Here is a 19,888-nt window from a genome sequence, read left to right as displayed (position 1 = left end):
CGTTCGAAAAGAGAAACATCCGTCAGTCTTCGCGAGGCTTCTTCGCCGCTTCGCGCCGCGCGCGGAAGAACGCCGAGAGCGCCTGGCTGCATTCTTCCGCCAGCACGCCACCCTCGACCATGACCCTATGGTTGAGATGCTCCTGCTCGAAGAATCGCCCACGGCTTTCCACTGCGCCCGACTTGGGCTCGACCGTGCCGTACACCAGGCGCTGGATGCGTGCGTGCACCAGCAGTCCGGAACACATGCTGCAGGGTTCCAGGGTCACATACAGGGTGCTGCCTGGCAGCCGGTAGTTGCCCGCCTCCGCCGCTGCCATGCGGATCGCCAGCATTTCGGCGTGGGCACTGGGATCGTGGCTACTGATCGGCCGGTTGAAGCCCCGCCCGATGATCTCGCCCTCGCGCACCAGGACCGCGCCCACCGGCACTTCGCCGAGGGCCGCGGCCTTTTCCGCCTCTGCCAGGGCCTCGCGCATGAAATGCGGGTCCCGGCTGCGATCGATGATCGGACGCACGCCTTTTACCGTCGGGTAGCCCTTGCCGTTGCTGATCAGCTTAGTCACCCGCACCAGGCCTCGCCGACCGCGATGGTCCCCATCAGGCCGGTCTCCATATGGTCGATGACGTGGCAGTGGAACATCCACAGGCCCGGATTGTCCGCCACCAGCGCGACGCGGGCAGTCTCGTTCTTGCCCAGCAGGTAGGTGTCGGTGAAGTACGGGATGATGTCCCGGCGATCCGAATCCAGCACCTTGAAGGCCATCCCATGCAGGTGGATCGGGTGCTGGTACTGCGCCATGTTGCGCAGCTCGAAGATGTAGCTCTGGCCTTCCTTGAGCTTGGCCAGCGGCGGCGCGTTGTGCTTGTGCTCCTCGCCGCCTTCCCAGGCCTTGCCGTTGATCTGCCAGAACGACGGATAGGGATTCTTGCCGCTGGTATCGGACATGGCCCCGACCCACTCGAAACGGAAACCGATCTTCTCGGCATTGGCCAGGTCCGGTTCGCTCACCGGATTCGCCGGCAACGGCTTCGGCCAGTCGCCGGCAGGTGCCTCGGCGCTGGCCACGCTGCGGATCGTCGCCAGGCGTACCGGCCCGTCGCGCAGGGACAGCTCGGTGCCCGCTTCCGGCACCTTCAGCGCCAGCTCCAGGCGCATCCCGGGACCGATCCAGTACTGCCCCTCGAAGCCGCGTGGTTCCACCGGATGGCCATCGATGGCATAGATCCTCGCCTCGCCGTTGGGCAGGTTGAGACGGTAGGTGACGGTGTTGTCGACGTTCAGCAGGCGCACCCGGACAATCTGCCCGGCCGGCAGGTCGATGGTCGGCACATGCTTGCCGTTGATCGTCGAATAGCGCCCGCGGGTGCCTTCGCGCGCGGCCTGGCGCGGCACGCTGAAGGGGGTGAAGGCGCCCTGCTCGTCCACGTGCCAGGTCTTCAGGCAGAGAACCTTCTCGTGGCGGAACCCGGTGGGTTCGCGCTCCTCGATGATCAGCGGGCCGACCAGCCCGCGGCCGAGCTGCTCGCTGCTCATCAGGTGCGGGTGGTACCAGTAGCTGCCGGCGTCCTGGGTCTTGAACTGGTAGATGAAACTCTCGCCCGGCTGCACCGGCGGCTGGGAAATGTACGGCACGCCGTCCATCTCGATCGGCAGGCGGATGCCGTGCCAGTGGATGGTGGTCGGTTCGTCCAGCCTGTTGATGAAGCGCACCCGCAGCCACTCGCCCTGCTTCGCCCGCAACTCCACGCCGGGGCACTGGCCGCCATAGGCCAGCGCCGGACTGCTGAAGCCCGGGACGATCTCCAGGTCCAGCGGCGCGGCGATCAGTTCGTAGTCGTACTCCTGCGCCACCTGCGGACGCGCCAGCCAGAAGCGCGCGCCGCCGGCGCCGAGGCCGACCACCGCCAGCCCGGCGAGGCCGCCGAGCACTTGTCTACGGGTAAATGTCATGGAGCCTTCACCTTCGCGGTACTGCGGCTGGGAAATGATAGATTTTCTCATTTCCACGCCCACAAGGCGAGTTCTCGCTCGGAACAAATACACTCCCGCTGACCTGCAGCAAGCAAAAGAGCTCCCCAGCGCCAGCGGCGGATCGCTGGTCGCGGACTACGCTCAGGCTACCTTCACGATGCGCTTGCCGAAGTTCTCGCCATTCAACAGGCCGACCAGAGCCGCCGGCAGGCTTTCCAGTCCGTAGAGCACATCCTCGTATACCTTGATCTGCCCGGAGTCGACCCATGCCTTGAGATCGGAGAGCGCCCGCTCTCTGCTCTCGAGAAAGTCGCCAAGAAGGAATCCGCGCAACGTCAGGCGCTTGATGATGAGCAGCCCGGGGATCCCGGCAGGACCGGCGGCGGGTCGGTCCAGGTCGTATTGCGAAATCGCGCCGCAACAGGCGACCCGTCCATGCTCCGCCATGTTCGGCAGACAGGCATCGAGGATTGCACCGCCGGTGTTGTCGAAATACGCGTCGATCCCGTCCGGACAGGTCCGCCGCAAGTCATCGGCCAGCGTCCCCGTCTTGTAGTCGAGTGCCGCGTCGAAACCCAGTTCACGAACCAGCCAGGCGCATTTGCTGGCGCCTCCCGCAATGCCGACAGTACGGCAGCCCCTGATCCTGGCGATCTGCCCGACGATAGAGCCGACGGCACCGGCGGCGGCTGACACCGCCAGCGTTTCGCCCTGCACCGGTCTGGCGCATTCGAGAAGGCCGAAATAGGCCGTCAGGCCTGCTACGCCGTAGACGCTGAGCAGGTGCGTGAGGGGCTCCAGGCGCGGCAGCCTGATGAGCCCGGCCGCCGGCACGACCGCGAAAGTCTGCCAGCCGGTCTCGGCACAGACCAGGTCGCCGGGCTGGAACGACGCCGAGCACGATTCCACCACCTCGGCCAGTCCCAACCCCGCCATCACCTCCCCGGCCACGAGGCCGGGGCGATAGGTCGCGCCCTGCATCCAGGCCCGGCTGGCGGCGTCCAGCGGTATGTACAGGACACGAAGCAACAGCTCACCGTCGGCCGGAACCGGACAACGCACCTCCCGCCCCTGAAAATGCCGGACAGCGAGCGCAGTCCGGGGAAGCTCGCTCAGAACGATCTGACGGTTGATCATCGCTTCTCTCCCGCCGCGAGAGCGACACTGTCGCTGGCCTCACCGCCGAAAGCGGGAGGCATGTGAAACTGTCTGTCGTGCATGCTGTTCTCCGAGTCGATGGCAACCTGATGCAATCTCATTGTGAGAAAACATCTCCGGACTTAGAATGCAAAAAACTCCTATCTTCTATCGCGATCGTCCAGCATCAATGGATCCTCTCTCCGAAGTCCTTTCCCTGGTCAACAGCCAGGACTCCTCCTTCGGCGCCCTGAAGACCGGCGGCGATTGGGCACTCCGCTTTCCGGCACCGGAAGGTGTGAAGTTCAACGTGGTAGTCCGTGGCGCTTGCCTGCTGGCCACCGACGGCATGGAAGAGCCGATCCGACTGGAAGCGGGCGACTGCTTTCTGGTGTCCTGCCGCAGTCCGCTGCTGGTCGGCAGCGATCTATCCCTTCCCGCCGCCGACGCCACGCTGCTCTACCGAGATGCCCCTGACGGCGTCGCGCACTATGGGGAAAGCGAGGATTGTTTCCTGATCGGCGGTCGCTTCGCCTTTGGCGAAGAAGCCAACCTGCTGTTCGACGGGCTGCCTCCGGTGACCGTCGTGAAAAGCGATTCGGACCAGGCATCCGTACTGAGCTGGGCGCTGCACCGACTGGCCCATGAGTTTTCCTGCCCGTCACCCGGTAGCGCGCTGATCGCTCACCACCTGGGCCACATCATGCTGGCGCAGGTGCTGCGCCTCTATCTCGCCGGCAAGGGCAGCGACACGCCCAGTTGGCTGCTGGCGTTGTCCGATCCGCGCATAGGCGCGGCGATCCGGGCGATCCACGCCGAGCCGGCCAAAGTCTGGACGGTCGAGCGCCTGGCCGACGTAGCGGGTACCTCGCGCTCCACGCTGGCCCTGCGTTTCAAGCAAACCGCGGGACTGGCGCCGCTGGAATATGTATCGCACTGGCGTATGCAATTGGCGGCTCGCGCCCTGCGCGACAGCAAAGCGACGATTTCCTCGATCGCGCAAACCCTGGGCTACGGCTCGGACAGCGCCTTCAGCAACGCCTTCAAACGCATCATGAAATGCTCGCCCAGAGACTATCGCAGCCGGCAGGCCAGCAGGGCATAGCGCTCGGCGAACCGCCCATGCGGCAGGTTCCCCGAGCGGTCGAGCGCATGGTCAAACGACCGACGGAGCTTGCCACGGTATCTTTCCCGCCCGAAGGATGATCCCGATGGCCAGGACCACGCACGCGCCGAAGGCATAACGCAGGCCGAACGCTTCGGAGAGAAAGCCGATCAGCGGCGGGCCGATCAACGTGCCCAGGAATCCGATCGTCAGAACGGCTGCGATAGCCGAACTCGGCGCCATGCTCGAGGAGCGGGCGGCGGCCCCCGCCACCAGCGGAATGACGGTACAGATGCCGAGACCGACAAGGCAGAAGCCAATGATCGACGCCAGCAGGCTCGGATAGGCGATCGTCGTGACCATGCCGATCAAGGCGAGCCCCCCGCTCCACTGCAAGGTGCTGCGCGTACCGAAACGGTCGGCGACTCGGTTCAGCAGAAGCCGGCCGACAGTCATGGCGCCCATGAACACCATGAAGCCGACTCCGACCAGTTGCCGCTCGGCCGAGACCACGTCCTGGAAATAGACGACGCTCCAGTCATACATGATGCCTTCGCAGGCCATCGAGAAAAAAACGATCAGCCCGTAGTTGAAAAGCCTCCTGTCCGGCATCGTGAAGGCCCGCCCGACCCGCTCCGCGCCAGGCTGGTCGTGGAGAAAGCGCCAGCAGGCCAGGGCGGCCAGGAAGGCGATCACCGATATCACGCCGAAATGCGTGGACAAGGCAAAGTCCTGCCCGATCATCAACGCCCCGAACCCGGCGCCGACGAATCCCGCCAACCCCCATATACCGTGGAAAAACGGTAACTCGGTCTTTCCGATGAGCGCCTCCGACAGGCTTGCCTGGGTATTGTTCGACACATTGACCGCGCTATAGGAGAACCCCGATACGAACAACAGAGCAGCAAGCTGGTAGACGCTAGAAGCCAAGGGAACCAACGACAGCAGAACGGCGTTCGCGAGAATCGCCGTTACTCCAACGTTTCTGCTGCCGAGCTTCGCGATCATCCAGCCGGATACCGGCAACGAGAGCACCACCCCGGCCGACATGGCGAAAAGCGCACTGCCGAACACCCCGTCGGAAAGCTGGAGTCCGTCTTTTATCGTGGCCATCCGGGAGCTGAGGCTCCCGAAACACAATCCGAGCATGAAGAACATGCCGGAGATGGCAATACCTTTCCCTACGCTGCTGGAGGTCATTCGATCGATCCCGGTGCTTGTTTGATGGACAGAAAGCGCGGTATCCGCGACGTCTTCCGTGTGCTCGACTAGGACGCGAATGCGTCGATCCCGGTGAGCGTCGCCGAAAGCCTCCAGAGGCGGCGGGCCTGCTCCGGATCGATCGCATGCTCGCGTACGCCGGCCAGGGTGCGCGAGTCGTCCGGCGCGATGCCTGCGATGTCGCAATCCTCGCAGTAGAGCCCGCCCATCCCCGCCAGCAGCGGAGAGGTCGCAGCCCACAGCTGGGTGGCAGCCCCCTGCTGCGGGGTCTTGAGCGTGTCGGGGCTGGCCGGATTGCCGGCTTCGTCCATCCAGCCCAGGGCGATCATCTCCGCCCGTGGAACATGGCGTTGCAACGGTGTGGCGATGCTGCCCGGATGCAATGCGAAGGCATGCACACCCCTCTCGCGACCCAGCGCATCCAACTGGATGGCGAACAGGGCGTTGGCAGTCTTCGACTGCGCATAAGCCAGCCACTTGTCGTAGCCCCGTTCGAACTGCACGTCGTCCCAGCGGATCGCCGAGTAGTGGTGCCCGGCGGAGGACACGGCGACCAATCGCGCGTCATCCGCGAGCGACGGCCACAAGAGGCTCACCAGGGCGTAGTGGCCAAGGTGATTGGTCGCGAACTGCGCTTCCCAGCCCGGGCCTACGCGGGTCTCGGGACAGGCCATCACACCGGCGTTGTTGATGACGATATCGGCACGACGGCGCGAGGCGGAGAAGGCCTCGGCGAACCGACGCACGCTGGCCAACTCGGCCAGGTCGAGCGCCTGCACCTCGACTTCGTCGAGCCCGAGCAGCGCCTCCCTTGCCACATCCGGTCTGCGCGCCGTAACAATGACCCGCGCGCCCGCGTCGGCCAGCGCCTTCGTGGTTTCCAGGCCAAGACCGGAGTAGCCGCCGGTCACGATGGCGGTCTTTCCGGAGAGGTCTCGCCCCGCCATCACCTCGCTGGCCTGCGTTTTCGCTCCGAATCCCGAATTGATGGGGGTTTGCCTGATAGCCATGAGAACTCTCCTCGCATGCGGAAGCGGCCAGGCGGATAGCGCTGGCTCTTGGGACGAGGGTCATTATCGAAGTGGAAAACTGGATTCCGAATGCAGCGGAATCCAGTTTCCTATCGAGATCGTCCGATCCCGTAAGCAGCTGTTTCATCACCGCTGCAAGAAAAGCACGGGACGGCGCAGAATTTGCTGTACGTTGGCGAACTCGCCAACAGCAGCTGAAGCAGGAAAAATTGATATCAACCCCAGGGCCTACTAACTAGGCAGCTGTACTAAAACTGGGGGCAGGTCACTCCACCGAACACTTCCGGGAAGGCATGGAACACAATGACGGAAAGCACCGCCACTGCGCGCAAGCCATCAATATCAGAGCGATACTTTGGTGGATAACCGTTCGACATGAGCCTGACTTGTACTTGCTTGTTGAAGCCGCTCCCTCGCTTGCTCGGGAATAGGTAAAACCACAGAAGCTTCCGCCGCCGAGCGAAGAAAATCGATGGCTAACATCACAAATTCGCCGGCCTGCCAAGACGCATACATAGAAGACGGCGACCTGTCGGCCACCCTGCCCATGTGCGTCTCTACGACCAGTAGTCGCTCCGCCCAGTTCGTGGGTAACTTGCTGGCGACGCGGAAATGGCTCAGCCCTTGCTGAGCAGCCTGGCCACCAAACGGCGATACCCCGCCAGAAGCGAAAATCTGTCCTGGTAGAAATCGAGGATCATGGTTTGCCCATGAATGTCGATGGTATGCGGACCGCGTGCGTCCTGGAACGCCAGGTTTGCTACACGCTTCTCCGAATAATGCTCTGGATCGAGCACCTCGATTTCGTTTACGGCCAGACTGCTTCCATAACCATAGGAGTTGTTCTGACCGAACCGGTAAAGCTTTCCTCCCTCCTTGAAGATACGCCCGCCCATTCGTGCGGAGCCGGGATTCATCACCACAGGGTTACAGGGATGGGAAGTGTAGGGTCCTTCCAGGCTCTCGCCGACATAAAGATAAAGGTTGTCCGAACCTGATACCGCCTGGCCGCAGAACAGGTAGTACCTGCCCCCGTGTTCGAAAAGCGTGCCATCCAGAATCCGCTCACCCTCCATTCCCTGGAATAGCTTCTTGCTCTCCAGAGCGAAAGGAGGAGGCAGAAGACAGGGAGCGGAATGAGAGGCGACTTCCGGTATCAGATATTCGACACCAGACGCCTCGAACGAATAGGGATAGGAAAAATGATTCCCCTTCAAGATCACACGTGAAAAGTCAAGACTCTGGGCCTTCAATTCAATGATTTCACCCAGACCGTTGCTAGCATTCAAGGCTTCGAGACGTATCAGCTTACCGTCCGCACTAAAGAAAGGATCGGCGTAGAAAGTATACCCCTTCTCCACCTTCGGAATCTTTCCTGCTGAGACGGACAATTCTTGCAACGAAGGAATATCGTTGTAAGGAAGCGCAACGACATTCCATTTTTTTTCGAAAAACGCCCCGTACGATAGCCGGGCAAGCCCCCGGAAGATAGTCTTGCAGAAAAACTTGAAGACGGTGAAATTGCTGGGCAGACGGTAGTTTTTGCCCAGCTTTTCTAATACCACCTGCTCTCCCCGAGAGTAATTGACAAGCGCCTTGCGAAGCAGCACGACCGAATTCAGATAAAAGTTTCTTGAGGTTTTCTTGTAGGAGTGGTGATGAACCTTGGAGTACCCGCGCACCAAGACCTCGCCGGCGTCCAGTTTGTTGGAGAGCTTCTGGACTATGATCCCGACGCTGTCTGCATTTTCATAGATCTCATAAAAGCCCGCGGGCCGCCCCCTGTAGTACTCTGGATCGCCATGGTGGTAGGAAAGAATGTCCAGCCTCTGCAATCCTCCATCGATGCGGAGCAGAGACATGCCAAACTTGATGACCAGCTTTATTCCCTTATCCAGAATTCGGGCGCAGACATCTTCCGGGATGCGCTGCCAGGCCCCTTCGTAATCAGAATCGAAATGAATGACTTCTGAGCCACGAGAGTCTAACTGCACTCGACGAGTCATATCATTCTTCAGGGAAAGAATATTGAGAAAATAATACCCGCAATGCTTGATGACACTTTTCTTGGTCGCGCTATTACGACAACTGAGAACCAATTGAATATCAAGATACTCAGAAGAGTCTTCAATCGCCCGCTTTTGCCACTCACTCAATGAAAGATCATCAACAATCAACGCGGCCTTTATTTTCATCCCGAAACTCGCCTCTGAAACAATGAAACCCCAAAAATGCTGCGAAATTTCGACAGCCCCGAGAAACCGACACTTTTCACTGAAAAGCTGCCATGACAATTAGCAAAGCATCATTAAAGCGAAGCAGTATATCTCATGATCGACGGGCCGATTCAACCGTAAAACGGCCGTTAAACAGTTGCCGGACCACCAGCCAACGCTATACAGACATCATTTGGCGGAGCCATAAAAGACAACGGCCTTACGGCCGTTGTCTTTCGGATGAATCACCAGGGAAGAAGTGGCTTCACTCCCACTCGATAGTCGCCGGCGGCTTGCTCGACACGTCGTAGGTGACCCGGGAGATACCGGCAATCTCGTTGATGATGCGGTTCGAGACCTTCTCCAGCAGTTCGTAGGGCAGGTGCGCCCAGCGCGCGGTCATGAAGTCGATGGTCTCCACCGCGCGCAGGGCGACGACCCAGGCGTAGCGACGGCCGTCGCCGACCACGCCGACCGATTTCACTGGCTGGAACACCACGAACGCCTGGCTGGTCTTGTGGTACCAGTCGAAGGCGCGCAGTTCCTCGATGAAGATGTGGTCGGCCTGGCGCAGCAGGTCGGCGTACTCCTTCTTCACCTCGCCGAGGATGCGCACGCCCAGGCCCGGGCCGGGGAACGGGTGGCGGTAGACCATGTCGTAGGGCAGGCCCAGCTCCAGGCCGATCTTGCGCACTTCGTCCTTGAACAGTTCGCGCAGCGGCTCGACCAGTTCGAACTGCATGTCCTCCGGCAGGCCGCCGACGTTGTGGTGCGACTTGATCACGTGGGCCTTGCCGGTCTTGGCGCCGGCCGACTCGATCACGTCGGGGTAGATGGTGCCCTGGGCGAGGAACTTCACGTCCTGCAGCTTGGTGGCTTCTTCGTCGAAGACTTCGATGAAGGTGCGGCCGATGATCTTGCGCTTCTCTTCCGGGTCGGCGACGCCGGCCAGGCGGCCGAGGAACTTGTCCTCGGCGTTGGCGCGGATCACCTTCACGCCCATGTTCTCGGCGAACATGGCCATCACCTGGTCGCCTTCGTGCAGGCGCAGCAGGCCGTTGTCGACGAACACGCAGGTCAGTTGGTCGCCGATGGCCTTGTGCAACAGCGCGGCGACCACCGAGGAGTCCACGCCGCCGGAGAGGCCTAGCAGGACCTTGGAGGAACCGACCTGGGCGCGCACGGTGGCGATGGCGTCGTCGACGATGTTCGAGGGGGTCCACAGCGCGGCGCAACCGCAGATGTCGAGGACGAAGCGCGAGAGAATGCGCAGGCCCTGCTTGGTGTGGGTGACTTCCGGGTGGAATTGCACGCCGTAGTAGGCGCGGGCATCGTCGGCCATGGCGGCGATCGGGCAGCTCGGGGTGCTGGCCAGGATGTGGAAGCCGGCCGGCATCTCGGTGACCTTGTCGCCGTGGCTCATCCACACGTCGAGGCCGAGCACGCCGTCGTCGTCCACGTGGTCCTCGATGCCGTCCAGCAGGCGCGCCTTGCCGACCACGTCGACGCGGGCGTAGCCGAACTCGCGCAGGTCGGAGCCCTGCACCTTGCCGCCCATCTGCTCGGCCATGGTCTGCATGCCGTAGCAGATGCCGAACAGCGGCACCTTCAGGTCGAACACCGCCTGCGGCGCGCGCGGGCTGTCGGCTTCGTGTACCGACTCGGGGCCACCGGCGAGGATGATGCCGCGCGGCGCGAAGGCGATGATCGCCTCGTTGCTCATGTCGAAGGGATGGATTTCGCAATACACGCCGATCTCGCGCACGCGGCGAGCGATCAGTTGGGTGTACTGGGAGCCGAAATCGAGGATCAGGATACGGTGGGCGTGAATGTCTTGGGACATGGCCATCTCTCGCTACGGAATTCGAAAACGACACGGGGCTGAATCGAACAGCCCCGTGCAGCACTCATTTCAATCAGCCTCAACCAACCCGGTAGTTGGGGGCTTCCTTGGTGATCTGGACGTCGTGGACATGGGACTCGGCCATGCCCGCGCCGGTGATCCGGACGAACTGCGGCTGCGTGCGCATCTGCTGGATGTCGGCGCTGCCGGTGTAGCCCATGGCGGCGCGCAGGCCGCCCATCAGCTGGTGGACGATGGCGGACAGGGCACCCTTGTACGGCACGCGACCCTCGATGCCTTCCGGCACCAGCTTCTCGGCGCCGGCGGAGGCGTCCTGGAAGTAGCGGTCGGACGAGCCCTGGGAGCCGGACATGGCGCCCAGCGAACCCATGCCGCGGTAGGACTTGTAGGAACGGCCCTGGAACAGCTCGATCTCGCCCGGCGCTTCCTCGGTACCGGCGAACATCGAGCCCATCATCACACAGTAGGCGCCGGCGACCATGGCCTTGGCCAGGTCGCCGGAGAAGCGGATGCCGCCGTCGGCGATCAGCGGTACGCCGGTGCCTTCGAGGGCGGCGGCAACGTTGGCAATGGCGGAGATCTGCGGCACGCCGACACCGGCGACGATGCGGGTGGTGCAGATCGAGCCCGGGCCGATGCCGACCTTGACCGCGTCGGCGCCAGCCTCGGCGAGGGCCTTGGCGGCCTCGGCGGTGGCGATGTTGCCGCCGATCACCTGGACGTCCGGGAAGGTCTGCTTGACCCAGCGCACACGCTCGATCACGCCCTTGGAGTGGCCGTGGGCGGTGTCCACCACCACCACGTCGACCCCGGCGGCGACCAGCGCGGCAACGCGCTCGCCGGTATCGGCGCCGGTGCCGACGGCGGCGCCGACGCGCAGGCGGCCCTGCTCGTCCTTGGACGCCAGCGGGTAGGTCTTGGCCTTCTCGATGTCACGGAAGGTCACCAGGCCACGCAGGTAGAAGTTCTCGTCGACCACCAGCATCTTCTCGATGCGGTTCTCGTAGAGCTTGGCCTTCATCTCTTCCAGCGGGGTGCCTTCGCGGGCGGTGACCAGCTTGTCCTTCGGGGTCATGATCGCGGCGACGGTATCGCCGGCGTTCGGCTTCACCCGCAGGTCGCGACCGGTGACGATACCGACCAGCTCGCCCTGCTCCACCACCGGGAAACCGGAGAAGCCGTACTCGCGGGCCATCTGCAGCAGTTCGATGATCTTGGTCGAGGGGGTCACGGTGACCGGGTCGCGGACGATGGCCGTTTCGTGCTTCTTGACCTTGCGGACTTCCGCGGCCTGCTGCTCGATGCCCATGTTCTTGTGGATGATGCCGATGCCGCCTTCCTGGGCCATGGCGATGGCCAGGCGGGCTTCGGTCACGGTATCCATCGCGGCGGATACCAGCGGGATGTTCAGTTCGATGCCGCGGGTCAGGCGAGTTTTCAAACTCACGTCCTTGGGCAGGACTTCGGAATAACCGGGGATCAGAAGGACGTCGTCGAAAGTCAGGGCTTCTTGACTGATTCGCAGCATGGCGGGCGCTCCCAGACGGGAAAAATGGAAGCGCGACATTATACCCAGCCACGCGCTTCCGCTCAACGCAGTTGATCGCCGAAAACGGCGAATGGGCAAATATCTTGCAAGGCGCCCGCCAGGCCCCGTTCCGCCTGTCCTATCCCGCATTTGCAGGATGGCAGCGCGGCGGCGGATGGCCGGATACTGCGTACGTCACCCAGCGACCGCCCAGGCGGCGGACGCCGATTCCAAGAACTATAAAAGTGGGACGGGGGAGAGAATGAAAGGGAGCACTGACCCGCATTCGTCATCCGCAGCCTTGCTCGCGGCGTTCGGCGCCGCCGTGCTGGATATCAACCGGCTGGCGCGCGACAAGACCCTGGAGCGTTTCCATCGCACCGCGCTGGAACGTCTGCAGCAACTGGTGCCGTTCCAGCGTGCCTGGTGGGGCCGCGCGGCGCTGATCGACGGCGTGCCGGTGGAGCACAGCGCACACCTGTTCAACCTCGAAGAGCACTATGTCGAGGACTGGAAATCGATCAGCCACGACGACATCACCGTCGGCCTGGTACACGCCCGCCCGGGCACCGCCGTGGCCGTTGACATGCAGGCCACCGCCGGGCTGCGCTGGCTTGGCGCGCGTCACGACATCGGTGAGCTGCTCTGCGTGATCCACGTCGATCCGATCACCCGCCTCAGCGACCATGTCGCCCTCTATCGCACGCCTGGCGGCCCGCCCTTCGCGGACCAGGAGAAACTGCTCCTCGGGCAACTCTCGGCGCACCTGGCCGCGGCCGTCTCGGCCAACCAGATCCGTACCCTGGTGGCCCTGCGCGAATCCCTCGAACGCCAGGCTCTGGCCATGGCGGTATGCGATCGCTACGGCGTGCTGCATTGCGCCGAACGCGGCTTCGTCGACCTGCTGCTCGGCGCCTGGCCGGGCTGGACCGGCCCGCAGCTGCCGGAGGAAACCAGCCCGCAGGGCTATCGCGATGCGCGCCTGGTGATCGACTCGCGGCAGGTCGGCGACCTCTACCTGCTCACCGCGCGGCAACCGAGCGCGATCGAACAGTTGAGCAATCGCGAAGGCGACGTCGCCCTGCTGTTCAGCGAAGGCAAGACCTACAAGCAGATCGCCCGCGACCTCGGCCTGGCGCCGAACACCGTGCGCCATCACATACGCACCATCTATTCCAAGCTCGGCGTCAACGACAAGGCGAGCATCGCCCACCTGCTGCACCAGTTCCCGCCTGGCTGACAGCCCTCCACCCCTGCCATCACCGCTTCGACCGCCCCGTCAAGGGCGGCATGGGCGCCCTTTCGCCTGCGAAAAGGCGCAACCACCACCGGCGCGACGAACGCCGGGCACACAACGACCGGGGAGACCGACACATGACCCACCGCACCGCCTCGATGGCCGCACCGACCGCCAGCGCCCTCGCGCTGTTCGGCATCCAGCTCCTGCTGGGCGCCGAGGCCGGCGCCGCCGACCTCAACGCCCGCGACTTCTTCGGCGCCCCGGCGGGCACCACGCTCGGCGTACTCTACCTGCCGGCGACCCGCGCCCATGAGTTCCACGGGCCGGCCGATCGCAACGGCAAGGCCGAACTGAAGACCAACGCGGTGGCCTACCGCCAGGTGTTCTTCAGCGACATCTGCGGCACTCTCTGCACGCCGCAGTTCATCATTCCCTTCGTCGACATCGATGCGCGCCTGCCCGGCAGCGTCGGGCATACCGGCGAGACCGGTTTCGGCGATCCCCAGGTCGGCGGCACCCTGTTTTTCGTCAACGACCCGGAACGGCGCCGCTACAGCGGCCTGCTGACCCTGATCACCCTGCCGCTGGGCGAGTACCACGCGAAGAACCCCGATGTCTCGCCCGGCGCCAACCGCTGGGGCGCCACCTTCGTCTACAACTACACCCAGGGCATCGGCCGCGACTGGGTGCTGGAAGCCAACCTGGAAGCGCAGTTCTACGCGAAGAACGACGACTACTTCGGCAGCGACCTGGAACAGAAACCGCTCTATCGCCTGCAAGCCTTCGCCTCCTACGACTTCAGCCAGAGCACCTACGGCGCCCTCAAGCTGGTGCACGCCGATGGCGGCGAACTGAAGCTGCAGGGCCATACCCTCGACGACACCCACCAGCGCTACACCCAACTCGGCTTCGAGCTAGGCCACTGGCTAGACCGGCGCAACAGCCTGATGTTCGGTCTCTCGCGCAACGTCGCCACCGACAATGCTTTCCATGGCAGCCAGGCCCTGTTGCGCCTGGTCCATGTGTTCTGAGGAGGCGCAGCCATGAGCGCTTCCGACAAGACTCTCGCCAGCGCCTCTCCGGCGTCTGGCAACCTCGCGCTGCTCGCGGCAATCGTGGTGTTCGCCGCGATCACCCCGACCATCCTGATGACCGCCCCCGCCGTCGCCGCGCAACTGGCGACCCAGTGGCAACTGAGCCCGGCGCGGGTCGGCGACCTGTTTTCGGTGGAGCTGGGCGCCATGAGCCTGGCGACGCTGCCGGCCTTCCATTGGCTGAAACGCGTCGATTGGCGCCACGCGGCGCTGCTCGCCGGCCTGCTGTTCATCGCCGCCAACCTGGCCTCGGCGCTGGCCGGCAGCTACCCGCTGCTGCTCGCCCTGCGTTTCTGCAGCGCCCTCGCCGGCGGCTCGCTGATGATCCTCTGCCTGTCCAGCGCCGCCAGCACCGCCACCCCGAGCCGGGTCTACGGGCTCTGGGTGATGGGCCAACTGGTGGTCGGCGCCGTCGGCCTGGCACTGCTGCCGGCGCTGTTCGAACGCTTCGGCCTGGCCGCCTGCTACCTCTTGCTGGCCGGCCTGATGGGCCTCGCCCTACCGTTGTCGCGGGCCTTCCCCAGTGGCAGCCCGCCAGCGGAAGCCCGCGCCAGTACCGGCGCGGTTCACTCGCGACTGCGGGTCGGGCTGGGTATCCTCGCCGTGCTCACCTTCTATATCAGCCTCAGCGGCGTCTGGACCTTCATCGGCGCCATCGCCGAAGGCGCGGGGATCGGTGCCGGCGCCAGCGGCGAGGTACTCGCCGGCGCCACCCTGATGGGCATCGCGGGGGCGGCCTGCGCCTCCTTCATCGGCAACCGCCTGCCGCGCGACCTGATGCTGCTCGGCGGCTACCTGGCGATGGCCGCGGCGATCCTCCTGCTGATCGGCCAGCCGCCGCTGGCGCGCTTCGCCCTGGCCGCGCTGCTGTTCAAGTTCACCTGGACCTTCGCCCTGCCGTTCATCCTCGCCTGCCTCGCCGACCTGGACCGCTCCGGCCGCCTGATGAACGCCTCCAACCTGGTCATCGGCGGCGGGCTGGCCATCGGCCCGGCGCTGGCAGGACGACTCATCGAAGGCAGCGGCGGTTTCCTCCCGCTGCTGCCGATCGCCGCCGGCCTGGCCGCCCTCTCGCTGCTGCTGGCCCTGGCCTGCCGGCCACGCTGAAACCCTTTCCCGAACCACGGATACCCGCCATGACCCGACGTACCGCTTTCTTCTTCGACGAACTCTGCCTCTGGCACGCCGCCGGCCCGCACGCGCTGACCCTGCCGGTCGGCGGCTGGGTGCAACCGCCTGCCGCCGCCGGACACGCCGAATCACCGGAAACCAAGCGCCGGCTGAAAAGCCTGCTCGACGTGTCCGGCCTGACCGCCCGCCTGCAACTGCGCAGCGCACCGCCGGCGAGCGACGAGGACCTGCTGCGCGTGCATCCGGCGCACTATCTGGAACGCTTCAAGGCGTTGAGCGACGCCGGCGGCGGCAGCCTCGGCCAGGACGCGCCGATCGGCCCGGGCAGCTACGAGATCGCCCGGCTCTCCGCCGGCCTGGCCATCGCCGCGCTGGACGCGGTGCTCGCCGGCGAGGCGGACAACGCCTACTCGCTGTCGCGGCCGCCGGGTCACCACTGCCTGCCGGACCAGGCGATGGGCTTCTGTTTCTTCGCCAACATCGCCGTGGCCATCGAGGCGGCCAAGGCGCGCCACGGCGTCGAGCGGGTCGCGGTGCTGGACTGGGACGTGCACCACGGCAACGGCACCCAGGCGATCTACTACCGGCGCGACGACGTGTTGAGCATTTCCCTGCACCAGGACGGCTGCTTCCCGCCTGGCTACAGCGGCGCCGAAGACATCGGCGAGGATCGCGGTCGTGGCTTCAACCTCAACGTGCCGCTGCTTCCCGGCGGCGGTCACGACGCCTACATGCAGGCCATGCAACGCATCGTGTTGCCGGCGCTGGAGCGCTTCCGCCCGCAATTGATCGTGGTCGCCAGTGGCTTCGACGCCAACGCGGTGGACCCGCTGGCACGCATGCAACTGCACAGCGACAGCTTCCGGGCGATGACCGCGATGGTCCGCGACGCGGCCGAGCGGCATGCCGGCGGACGCCTGGTGGTGGTCCACGAAGGCGGCTACTCGGAAGCCTACGTGCCGTTCTGCGGCTTGGCTGTGATCGAAGAACTCAGCGGCGTGCGCAGCGCGGTGCGCGACCCGCTGCGCGACTTCATCGAGTTGCAGCAGCCCAACGCGGCGTTCCGCGACTTCCAGCGCCAGCGCCTCGAAGAGCTGGCCGCACAGTTCGGCCTGTGCCCGGCGCAGCCGCTTCAAGCGGCCAGGTAGCGCCCGACCAGCGCCAGGCCGCTGCACAGCACCAGCCAGGTGACCAGGCGGACGAAGGCTTCACGCGACAGACGCAGGGTCACCCGACGGCCGATCCACAGGCCCAGCGCCATGCCCGGCAGCAGGCAGGCGGCGAGCAGCCAGGGCTCGCGCGCGGCATACAGCCCGCCGAGCAGGAACAGCCCCAGGCGGACGAAGGTGCTACAACCGATCAGCGCGCTCTGGGTGGCGCGCATCTGCTCCTTGCTCGCCAGGCGTCCGTTCAGGTACAGCGAATAAAGGAAGCCGCCGCTGCCGAACAACGCGCCGAACAGCCCGCCGAAGACACCGAAGGGCAACGCCCAGGTCGCCCGCCAGCGCGGCTGGCCGCGTGGCTGGAGGAACAGCGCGTAGAGCGCATAGAGACTGACGAACACGCCGAGGGCCAGCATCAGCAGCTCCGCGCGTAGCGCCAGAAGTCCGTACGCCCCCAGCGCACAGCCCAGCAACATGCAGGGCAGCAGACGCTTGAGCTCAGTGATGGCGATCTGCCGCCGCGCCGGCAGCCAGTTGCCGAACGACGCGCTGAAATCCAGCAGGACCAGCAGCGGAATGATCTGCGACAGCGGCAGCACCCCGGCCAGCAACGGGCCGGCGACCAGCGCGGTGCCGAAGCCGGCGATGCCGAACACCACATAGGCGAGGACGATGGCCAGTTCGACCAGCAGCCATTGCCATAGGCTGAACGGCAGGGCGGCGAACAGGACTGACGGATCGAGCGAGGACATGGCGACTCCCGGAACGACGACCTGCGCACTCTAGCGAGCGCAACGGCGCGCCAGCCAATACAATCCGAGCCCTGTAGCCATCTCGAAAAGGCATGGGGAATCTTCCGATGATCTCTTTGCGGCAACTCCATTACTTCGTCGAAATCGTCGAGTCCGGCGGCTTCAGCCGTGCCGCCGAACGCCTGTTCGTCGCCCAGTCGGCGCTCAGCCGGCAGGTGCGCGAACTGGAGGACAGCATCGGCACCCCACTGCTCCGCCGCGGTCCGCGCCGGGTCGAGCTGACGCCGGCCGGTCGCGCCTTCCTGCCACGCGCGCAGCGCCTGCTCGGCGACCTGGAGGCCGCCCGGCGCCTGGCTCGCGAGGTCGGCGAAGGCGGCCATGGCCTGCTGCGCCTGGGGCACTCCAGCTCGGTGCCGCTGGTGGGCGGCCTGCAAGCGGCGCTGCGCGGCTACCTCGCGGTGCAGAGCGGCGTCCGCCTGGAACTGACCCAGCAATCCTCCGAGCAGCAACTCGCCGATCTCGCCGAAGGACGCCTGGACCTTGGCCTGCTGCGCCTGCCGGTGCTGCGCCAGCATCCCCGGCTGCACCTCCGCGCCCTGTACCGCGAGCCGTTGCTCCTGGCTCTCGCCGCCGACCATCCGCTGGCCCGCCGTGAAGCCCCCGTGGCCCTGGCCGCCCTGGCCGGAGAAACCTTCGTCTCCATTCCCCACCTGCAACGCGGCGGCCTCAGCTATCGCGCCGCCGAACTCTGCCTCGGCGCCGGTTTCTACCCACGCCCGGCGCGCGCGCTGTCGCGCAAGACCAGCCAGTTGCAACTGATCGAGGCCGGCTTCGGCGTCGCCCTGGTGCCCGCCTCGATGCGCGCCATCGCACCGCCCGCCGTGCGCTTCATGTCTCTGGCCGAGGCCGAGGCATACAGCGAGGTGGCGCTGGCCTGGCGACGCGACGATAGCCCCCTGGTGGAAGGCTTCGTCGAATATTTCCTGGAGAATCTGCCGAACGAAGCCAAGGATTGATCGCACATCCCGGTGCGCCGCCTTATCATGCCGCCCATGCGTAACGATCCCTTCCAACGGCTCGGCCTCGATCGCGAGGTGCTGACCGTCAGCCAACTGAACCAGCGCGCCCGCCTGCTGCTGGAAGACGTGTTCCCGCAGGTCTGGGTCGAGGGCGAGCTGTCCAACCTCGCCCGGCCGGCCTCCGGCCATGTCTACTTCACCCTCAAGGACAGCAACGCGCAGATCCGCTGCGCGCTGTTCCGGCAGAACGCCCTGCGCGTACGCCAGGCCTTGCGCGACGGGCTGGCGGTAAAGGTGCGCGGGAAGATCTCGCTGTTCGAGGGACGCGGCGACTACCAGTTGATCGCCGATACCGTCGAGCCGGCCGGCGACGGCGCCCTGCGCCTGGCCTTCGAGGCATTGAAGGAAAAACTCGCCGGCGAAGGCCTGTTCGCCAGCGAACGCAAGCGTCCGCTGCCCGCCCATCCGCGCCGCATCGGTATCGTCAGTTCGCCCAGCGGGGCGGTGATCCGCGACATCATCAGCGTGTTTCGCCGCCGCGCACCGCAGGTCGAGCTGACCCTGGTGCCCACCGCAGTGCAGGGCCGCGAGGCCGTCGCACAGATCGTCCGCGCGCTGCAACTGGCCGACCGGCAAGGCTTCGACGCGCTGATCCTGGCCCGTGGCGGCGGTTCCCTGGAAGACCTCTGGTGCTTCAACGAAGAAGCGGTGGCGCGCGCCGTGGCGGCCTGCGCCACGCCAATCGTCAGCGCGGTCGGCCACGAGACCGACGTATCGATCAGCGACTTCGTCGCCGACGTGCGCGCGCCGACGCCTTCGGCCGCCGCCGAACTGCTGGCGCCCAACGCCGGCGACCTGCAGCAGCGTCTCGACGGCCTGCGCCGGCGCCTGGTGCTGCGCATGCGCGACCAGTTGCTGCGCGAACGCCTGCGCCTGGAAGGCGTCGCCCGCCGCCTGCGCCATCCCGGCGAACGCCTGCGCCAGCAGGCGCAGCGCCTGGACGACCTGGACATGCGCCTGCGCCGTGCCTTCGAGCGCCAGCTGGCGGTCCGCCACGAACGCCTGGTCCGCCTGGAGACACGTCTCGCCGCACAGCATCCGGGCCGCACCCTGGCGCTGCTCCGGCAGAAGCTCGACAGCCTCGCCGCGCGCCTGCCGCGCGCCGCCCGTGAGGTACTGAAGGATCGTCGTCAGCGCCTCGAAGGACTGGCGCAGACGCTCAACGTGGTCAGCCCGCTGGCGACCCTGGGCCGCGGCTACAGCATCCTCCTCGACGAGCGTGGCCGGGCGATCCGCGATGCCGGCCAGACCCAGCCGGGACAGCGCCTGAAGGCGCGCCTGGCGGAAGGCGAACTGGAGGTGCGGGTCGAGGACAACCACCGGACGCCGGTGACCCTGTCGCTGCTGGACTGA

General features: G+C 65.2%; 16 protein-coding genes. 7 read left to right on the top strand and 9 right to left on the bottom strand.

Translation table 11 applies throughout. The features are described 5' to 3' along the window. Positions 1 to 22 precede the first annotated feature (22 nt). From tadA to AT700_RS05910, 3 genes are all read right to left on the bottom strand, one after another. Positions 23 to 571 (bottom strand): tRNA adenosine(34) deaminase TadA, encoded by a 549-nt coding sequence (tadA, locus tag AT700_RS05920; RefSeq protein ID WP_003092697.1) that lies wholly within the window; start codon positions 569 to 571, stop codon positions 23 to 25. Then, positions 562 to 1,953, bottom strand: a complete 1,392-nt coding sequence (locus AT700_RS05915; protein WP_048520829.1) for a multicopper oxidase family protein — start codon at positions 1,951 to 1,953, stop codon at positions 562 to 564. Before AT700_RS05915 ends, tadA begins: the two co-directional genes overlap by 10 nt. A 162-nt stretch (positions 1,954 to 2,115) precedes the next feature. Then, a complete protein-coding gene (locus AT700_RS05910) occupies positions 2,116 to 3,111 on the bottom strand; it encodes an NADP-dependent oxidoreductase (RefSeq protein WP_003162431.1) in 996 nt (331 codons plus the stop codon). A gap of 190 nt (positions 3,112 to 3,301) precedes the next feature. Here AT700_RS05910 and AT700_RS05905 point away from each other — a divergent pair, with 190 nt between their 5' ends. Then, a complete protein-coding gene (locus tag AT700_RS05905; RefSeq protein WP_003162432.1) occupies positions 3,302 to 4,216 on the top strand; it encodes an AraC family transcriptional regulator in 915 nt (304 codons plus the stop codon). Positions 4,217 to 4,267: 51 nt separating this feature from the next. Here AT700_RS05905 and AT700_RS30230 read toward each other — a convergent pair whose 3' ends face one another. The 5 genes from AT700_RS30230 to guaB form a co-directional block, all read right to left on the bottom strand. Further along, positions 4,268 to 5,416, bottom strand: a complete 1,149-nt coding sequence (locus AT700_RS30230) for an MFS transporter (protein ID WP_016852510.1) — start codon at positions 5,414 to 5,416, stop codon at positions 4,268 to 4,270. A gap of 68 nt (positions 5,417 to 5,484) precedes the next feature. Then, on the bottom strand, positions 5,485 to 6,447 hold the full coding sequence (locus AT700_RS05895; RefSeq protein WP_048520828.1) for an SDR family NAD(P)-dependent oxidoreductase: 963 nt from the start codon (positions 6,445 to 6,447) through the stop codon (positions 5,485 to 5,487). A 638-nt stretch (positions 6,448 to 7,085) separates the two neighbouring features. After that, on the bottom strand, positions 7,086 to 8,663 hold the full coding sequence (locus tag AT700_RS05890) for a hypothetical protein (protein WP_016852508.1): 1,578 nt from the start codon (positions 8,661 to 8,663) through the stop codon (positions 7,086 to 7,088). Positions 8,664 to 8,949: 286 nt separating this feature from the next. Further along, entirely contained in the window at positions 8,950 to 10,527 is a 1,578-nt protein-coding gene (gene guaA, locus AT700_RS05885) for a glutamine-hydrolyzing GMP synthase (RefSeq protein ID WP_003105901.1), read from the bottom strand. Between the two features lie 79 nt (positions 10,528 to 10,606). Next, the gene (gene guaB / locus AT700_RS05880; protein ID WP_003092702.1) at positions 10,607 to 12,076 is read right to left on the bottom strand and encodes an IMP dehydrogenase; all 1,470 of its coding nucleotides are present in this window, start codon (positions 12,074 to 12,076) and stop codon (positions 10,607 to 10,609) included. 262 nt (positions 12,077 to 12,338) lie between these two features. Between guaB and AT700_RS05875 the strand changes: the two genes are divergently transcribed. The 4 genes from AT700_RS05875 (at position 12,339) to AT700_RS05860 (ending at position 16,689) form a co-directional block, all read left to right on the top strand. Beyond that, positions 12,339 to 13,316: a helix-turn-helix transcriptional regulator gene (locus AT700_RS05875; protein WP_003119304.1), complete on the top strand. Its 978-nt coding sequence runs from the start codon at positions 12,339 to 12,341 to the stop codon at positions 13,314 to 13,316. Positions 13,317 to 13,450: 134 nt separating this feature from the next. After that, complete coding sequence (locus tag AT700_RS05870; protein ID WP_003118318.1) at positions 13,451 to 14,347, top strand: transporter; 897 nt, start codon at positions 13,451 to 13,453, stop codon at positions 14,345 to 14,347. 12 nt (positions 14,348 to 14,359) lie between these two features. Beyond that, complete coding sequence (locus AT700_RS05865; protein WP_016263149.1) at positions 14,360 to 15,517, top strand: MFS transporter; 1,158 nt, start codon at positions 14,360 to 14,362, stop codon at positions 15,515 to 15,517. 29 nt (positions 15,518 to 15,546) lie between these two features. Next, positions 15,547 to 16,689, top strand: a complete 1,143-nt coding sequence (locus AT700_RS05860; protein ID WP_003113816.1) for a class II histone deacetylase — start codon at positions 15,547 to 15,549, stop codon at positions 16,687 to 16,689. Here AT700_RS05860 and AT700_RS05855 read toward each other — a convergent pair. Further along, positions 16,674 to 17,456 carry a sulfite exporter TauE/SafE family protein gene (locus AT700_RS05855; protein ID WP_048520827.1) on the bottom strand — a complete coding sequence of 261 codons (783 nt, stop codon included), beginning with the start codon at positions 17,454 to 17,456 and terminating at the stop codon, positions 16,674 to 16,676. The two genes, AT700_RS05860 and AT700_RS05855, sit on opposite strands and share 16 nt — an antisense overlap. A gap of 107 nt (positions 17,457 to 17,563) precedes the next feature. Here AT700_RS05855 and AT700_RS05850 point away from each other — a divergent pair, with 107 nt between their 5' ends. After that, entirely contained in the window at positions 17,564 to 18,472 is a 909-nt protein-coding gene (locus AT700_RS05850; RefSeq protein WP_048520826.1) for a LysR family transcriptional regulator, read from the top strand. Positions 18,473 to 18,508: 36 nt separating this feature from the next. Continuing rightward, entirely contained in the window at positions 18,509 to 19,888 is a 1,380-nt protein-coding gene (xseA, locus tag AT700_RS05845) for an exodeoxyribonuclease VII large subunit (RefSeq protein WP_003113813.1), read from the top strand.

This window comes from Pseudomonas aeruginosa, assembly GCF_001457615.1.
GTDB lineage: Bacteria > Pseudomonadota > Gammaproteobacteria > Pseudomonadales > Pseudomonadaceae > Pseudomonas > Pseudomonas aeruginosa.
Note: the sequence above shows the minus strand (reverse complement) of the source record. Positions and strands in the feature narration are given on the sequence as shown.

What these genes read in the sequence shown, in the direction of transcription:
- AT700_RS05915 (WP_048520829.1), bottom strand. Translation starts at nt 1,953, where the DNA reads ATGACATTTACCCGTAGACAAGTGCTCGGCGGCCTCGCCGGGCTGGCG.
- AT700_RS05910 (WP_003162431.1), bottom strand. Translation starts at nt 3,111, where the DNA reads ATGATCAACCGTCAGATCGTTCTGAGCGAGCTTCCCCGGACTGCGCTC.
- AT700_RS05905 (WP_003162432.1), top strand. Translation starts at nt 3,302, where the DNA reads ATGGATCCTCTCTCCGAAGTCCTTTCCCTGGTCAACAGCCAGGACTCC.
- AT700_RS30230 (WP_016852510.1), bottom strand. Translation starts at nt 5,416, where the DNA reads ATGACCTCCAGCAGCGTAGGGAAAGGTATTGCCATCTCCGGCATGTTC.
- AT700_RS05895 (WP_048520828.1), bottom strand. Translation starts at nt 6,447, where the DNA reads ATGGCTATCAGGCAAACCCCCATCAATTCGGGATTCGGAGCGAAAACG.
- AT700_RS05890 (WP_016852508.1), bottom strand. Translation starts at nt 8,663, where the DNA reads ATGAAAATAAAGGCCGCGTTGATTGTTGATGATCTTTCATTGAGTGAG.
- guaA (WP_003105901.1), bottom strand. Translation starts at nt 10,527, where the DNA reads ATGTCCCAAGACATTCACGCCCACCGTATCCTGATCCTCGATTTCGGC.
- guaB (WP_003092702.1), bottom strand. Translation starts at nt 12,076, where the DNA reads ATGCTGCGAATCAGTCAAGAAGCCCTGACTTTCGACGACGTCCTTCTG.
- AT700_RS05875 (WP_003119304.1), top strand. Translation starts at nt 12,339, where the DNA reads ATGAAAGGGAGCACTGACCCGCATTCGTCATCCGCAGCCTTGCTCGCG.
- AT700_RS05870 (WP_003118318.1), top strand. Translation starts at nt 13,451, where the DNA reads ATGACCCACCGCACCGCCTCGATGGCCGCACCGACCGCCAGCGCCCTC.
- AT700_RS05865 (WP_016263149.1), top strand. Translation starts at nt 14,360, where the DNA reads ATGAGCGCTTCCGACAAGACTCTCGCCAGCGCCTCTCCGGCGTCTGGC.
- AT700_RS05860 (WP_003113816.1), top strand. Translation starts at nt 15,547, where the DNA reads ATGACCCGACGTACCGCTTTCTTCTTCGACGAACTCTGCCTCTGGCAC.
- AT700_RS05855 (WP_048520827.1), bottom strand. Translation starts at nt 17,456, where the DNA reads ATGTCCTCGCTCGATCCGTCAGTCCTGTTCGCCGCCCTGCCGTTCAGC.
- AT700_RS05850 (WP_048520826.1), top strand. Translation starts at nt 17,564, where the DNA reads ATGATCTCTTTGCGGCAACTCCATTACTTCGTCGAAATCGTCGAGTCC.
- xseA (WP_003113813.1), top strand. Translation starts at nt 18,509, where the DNA reads ATGCGTAACGATCCCTTCCAACGGCTCGGCCTCGATCGCGAGGTGCTG.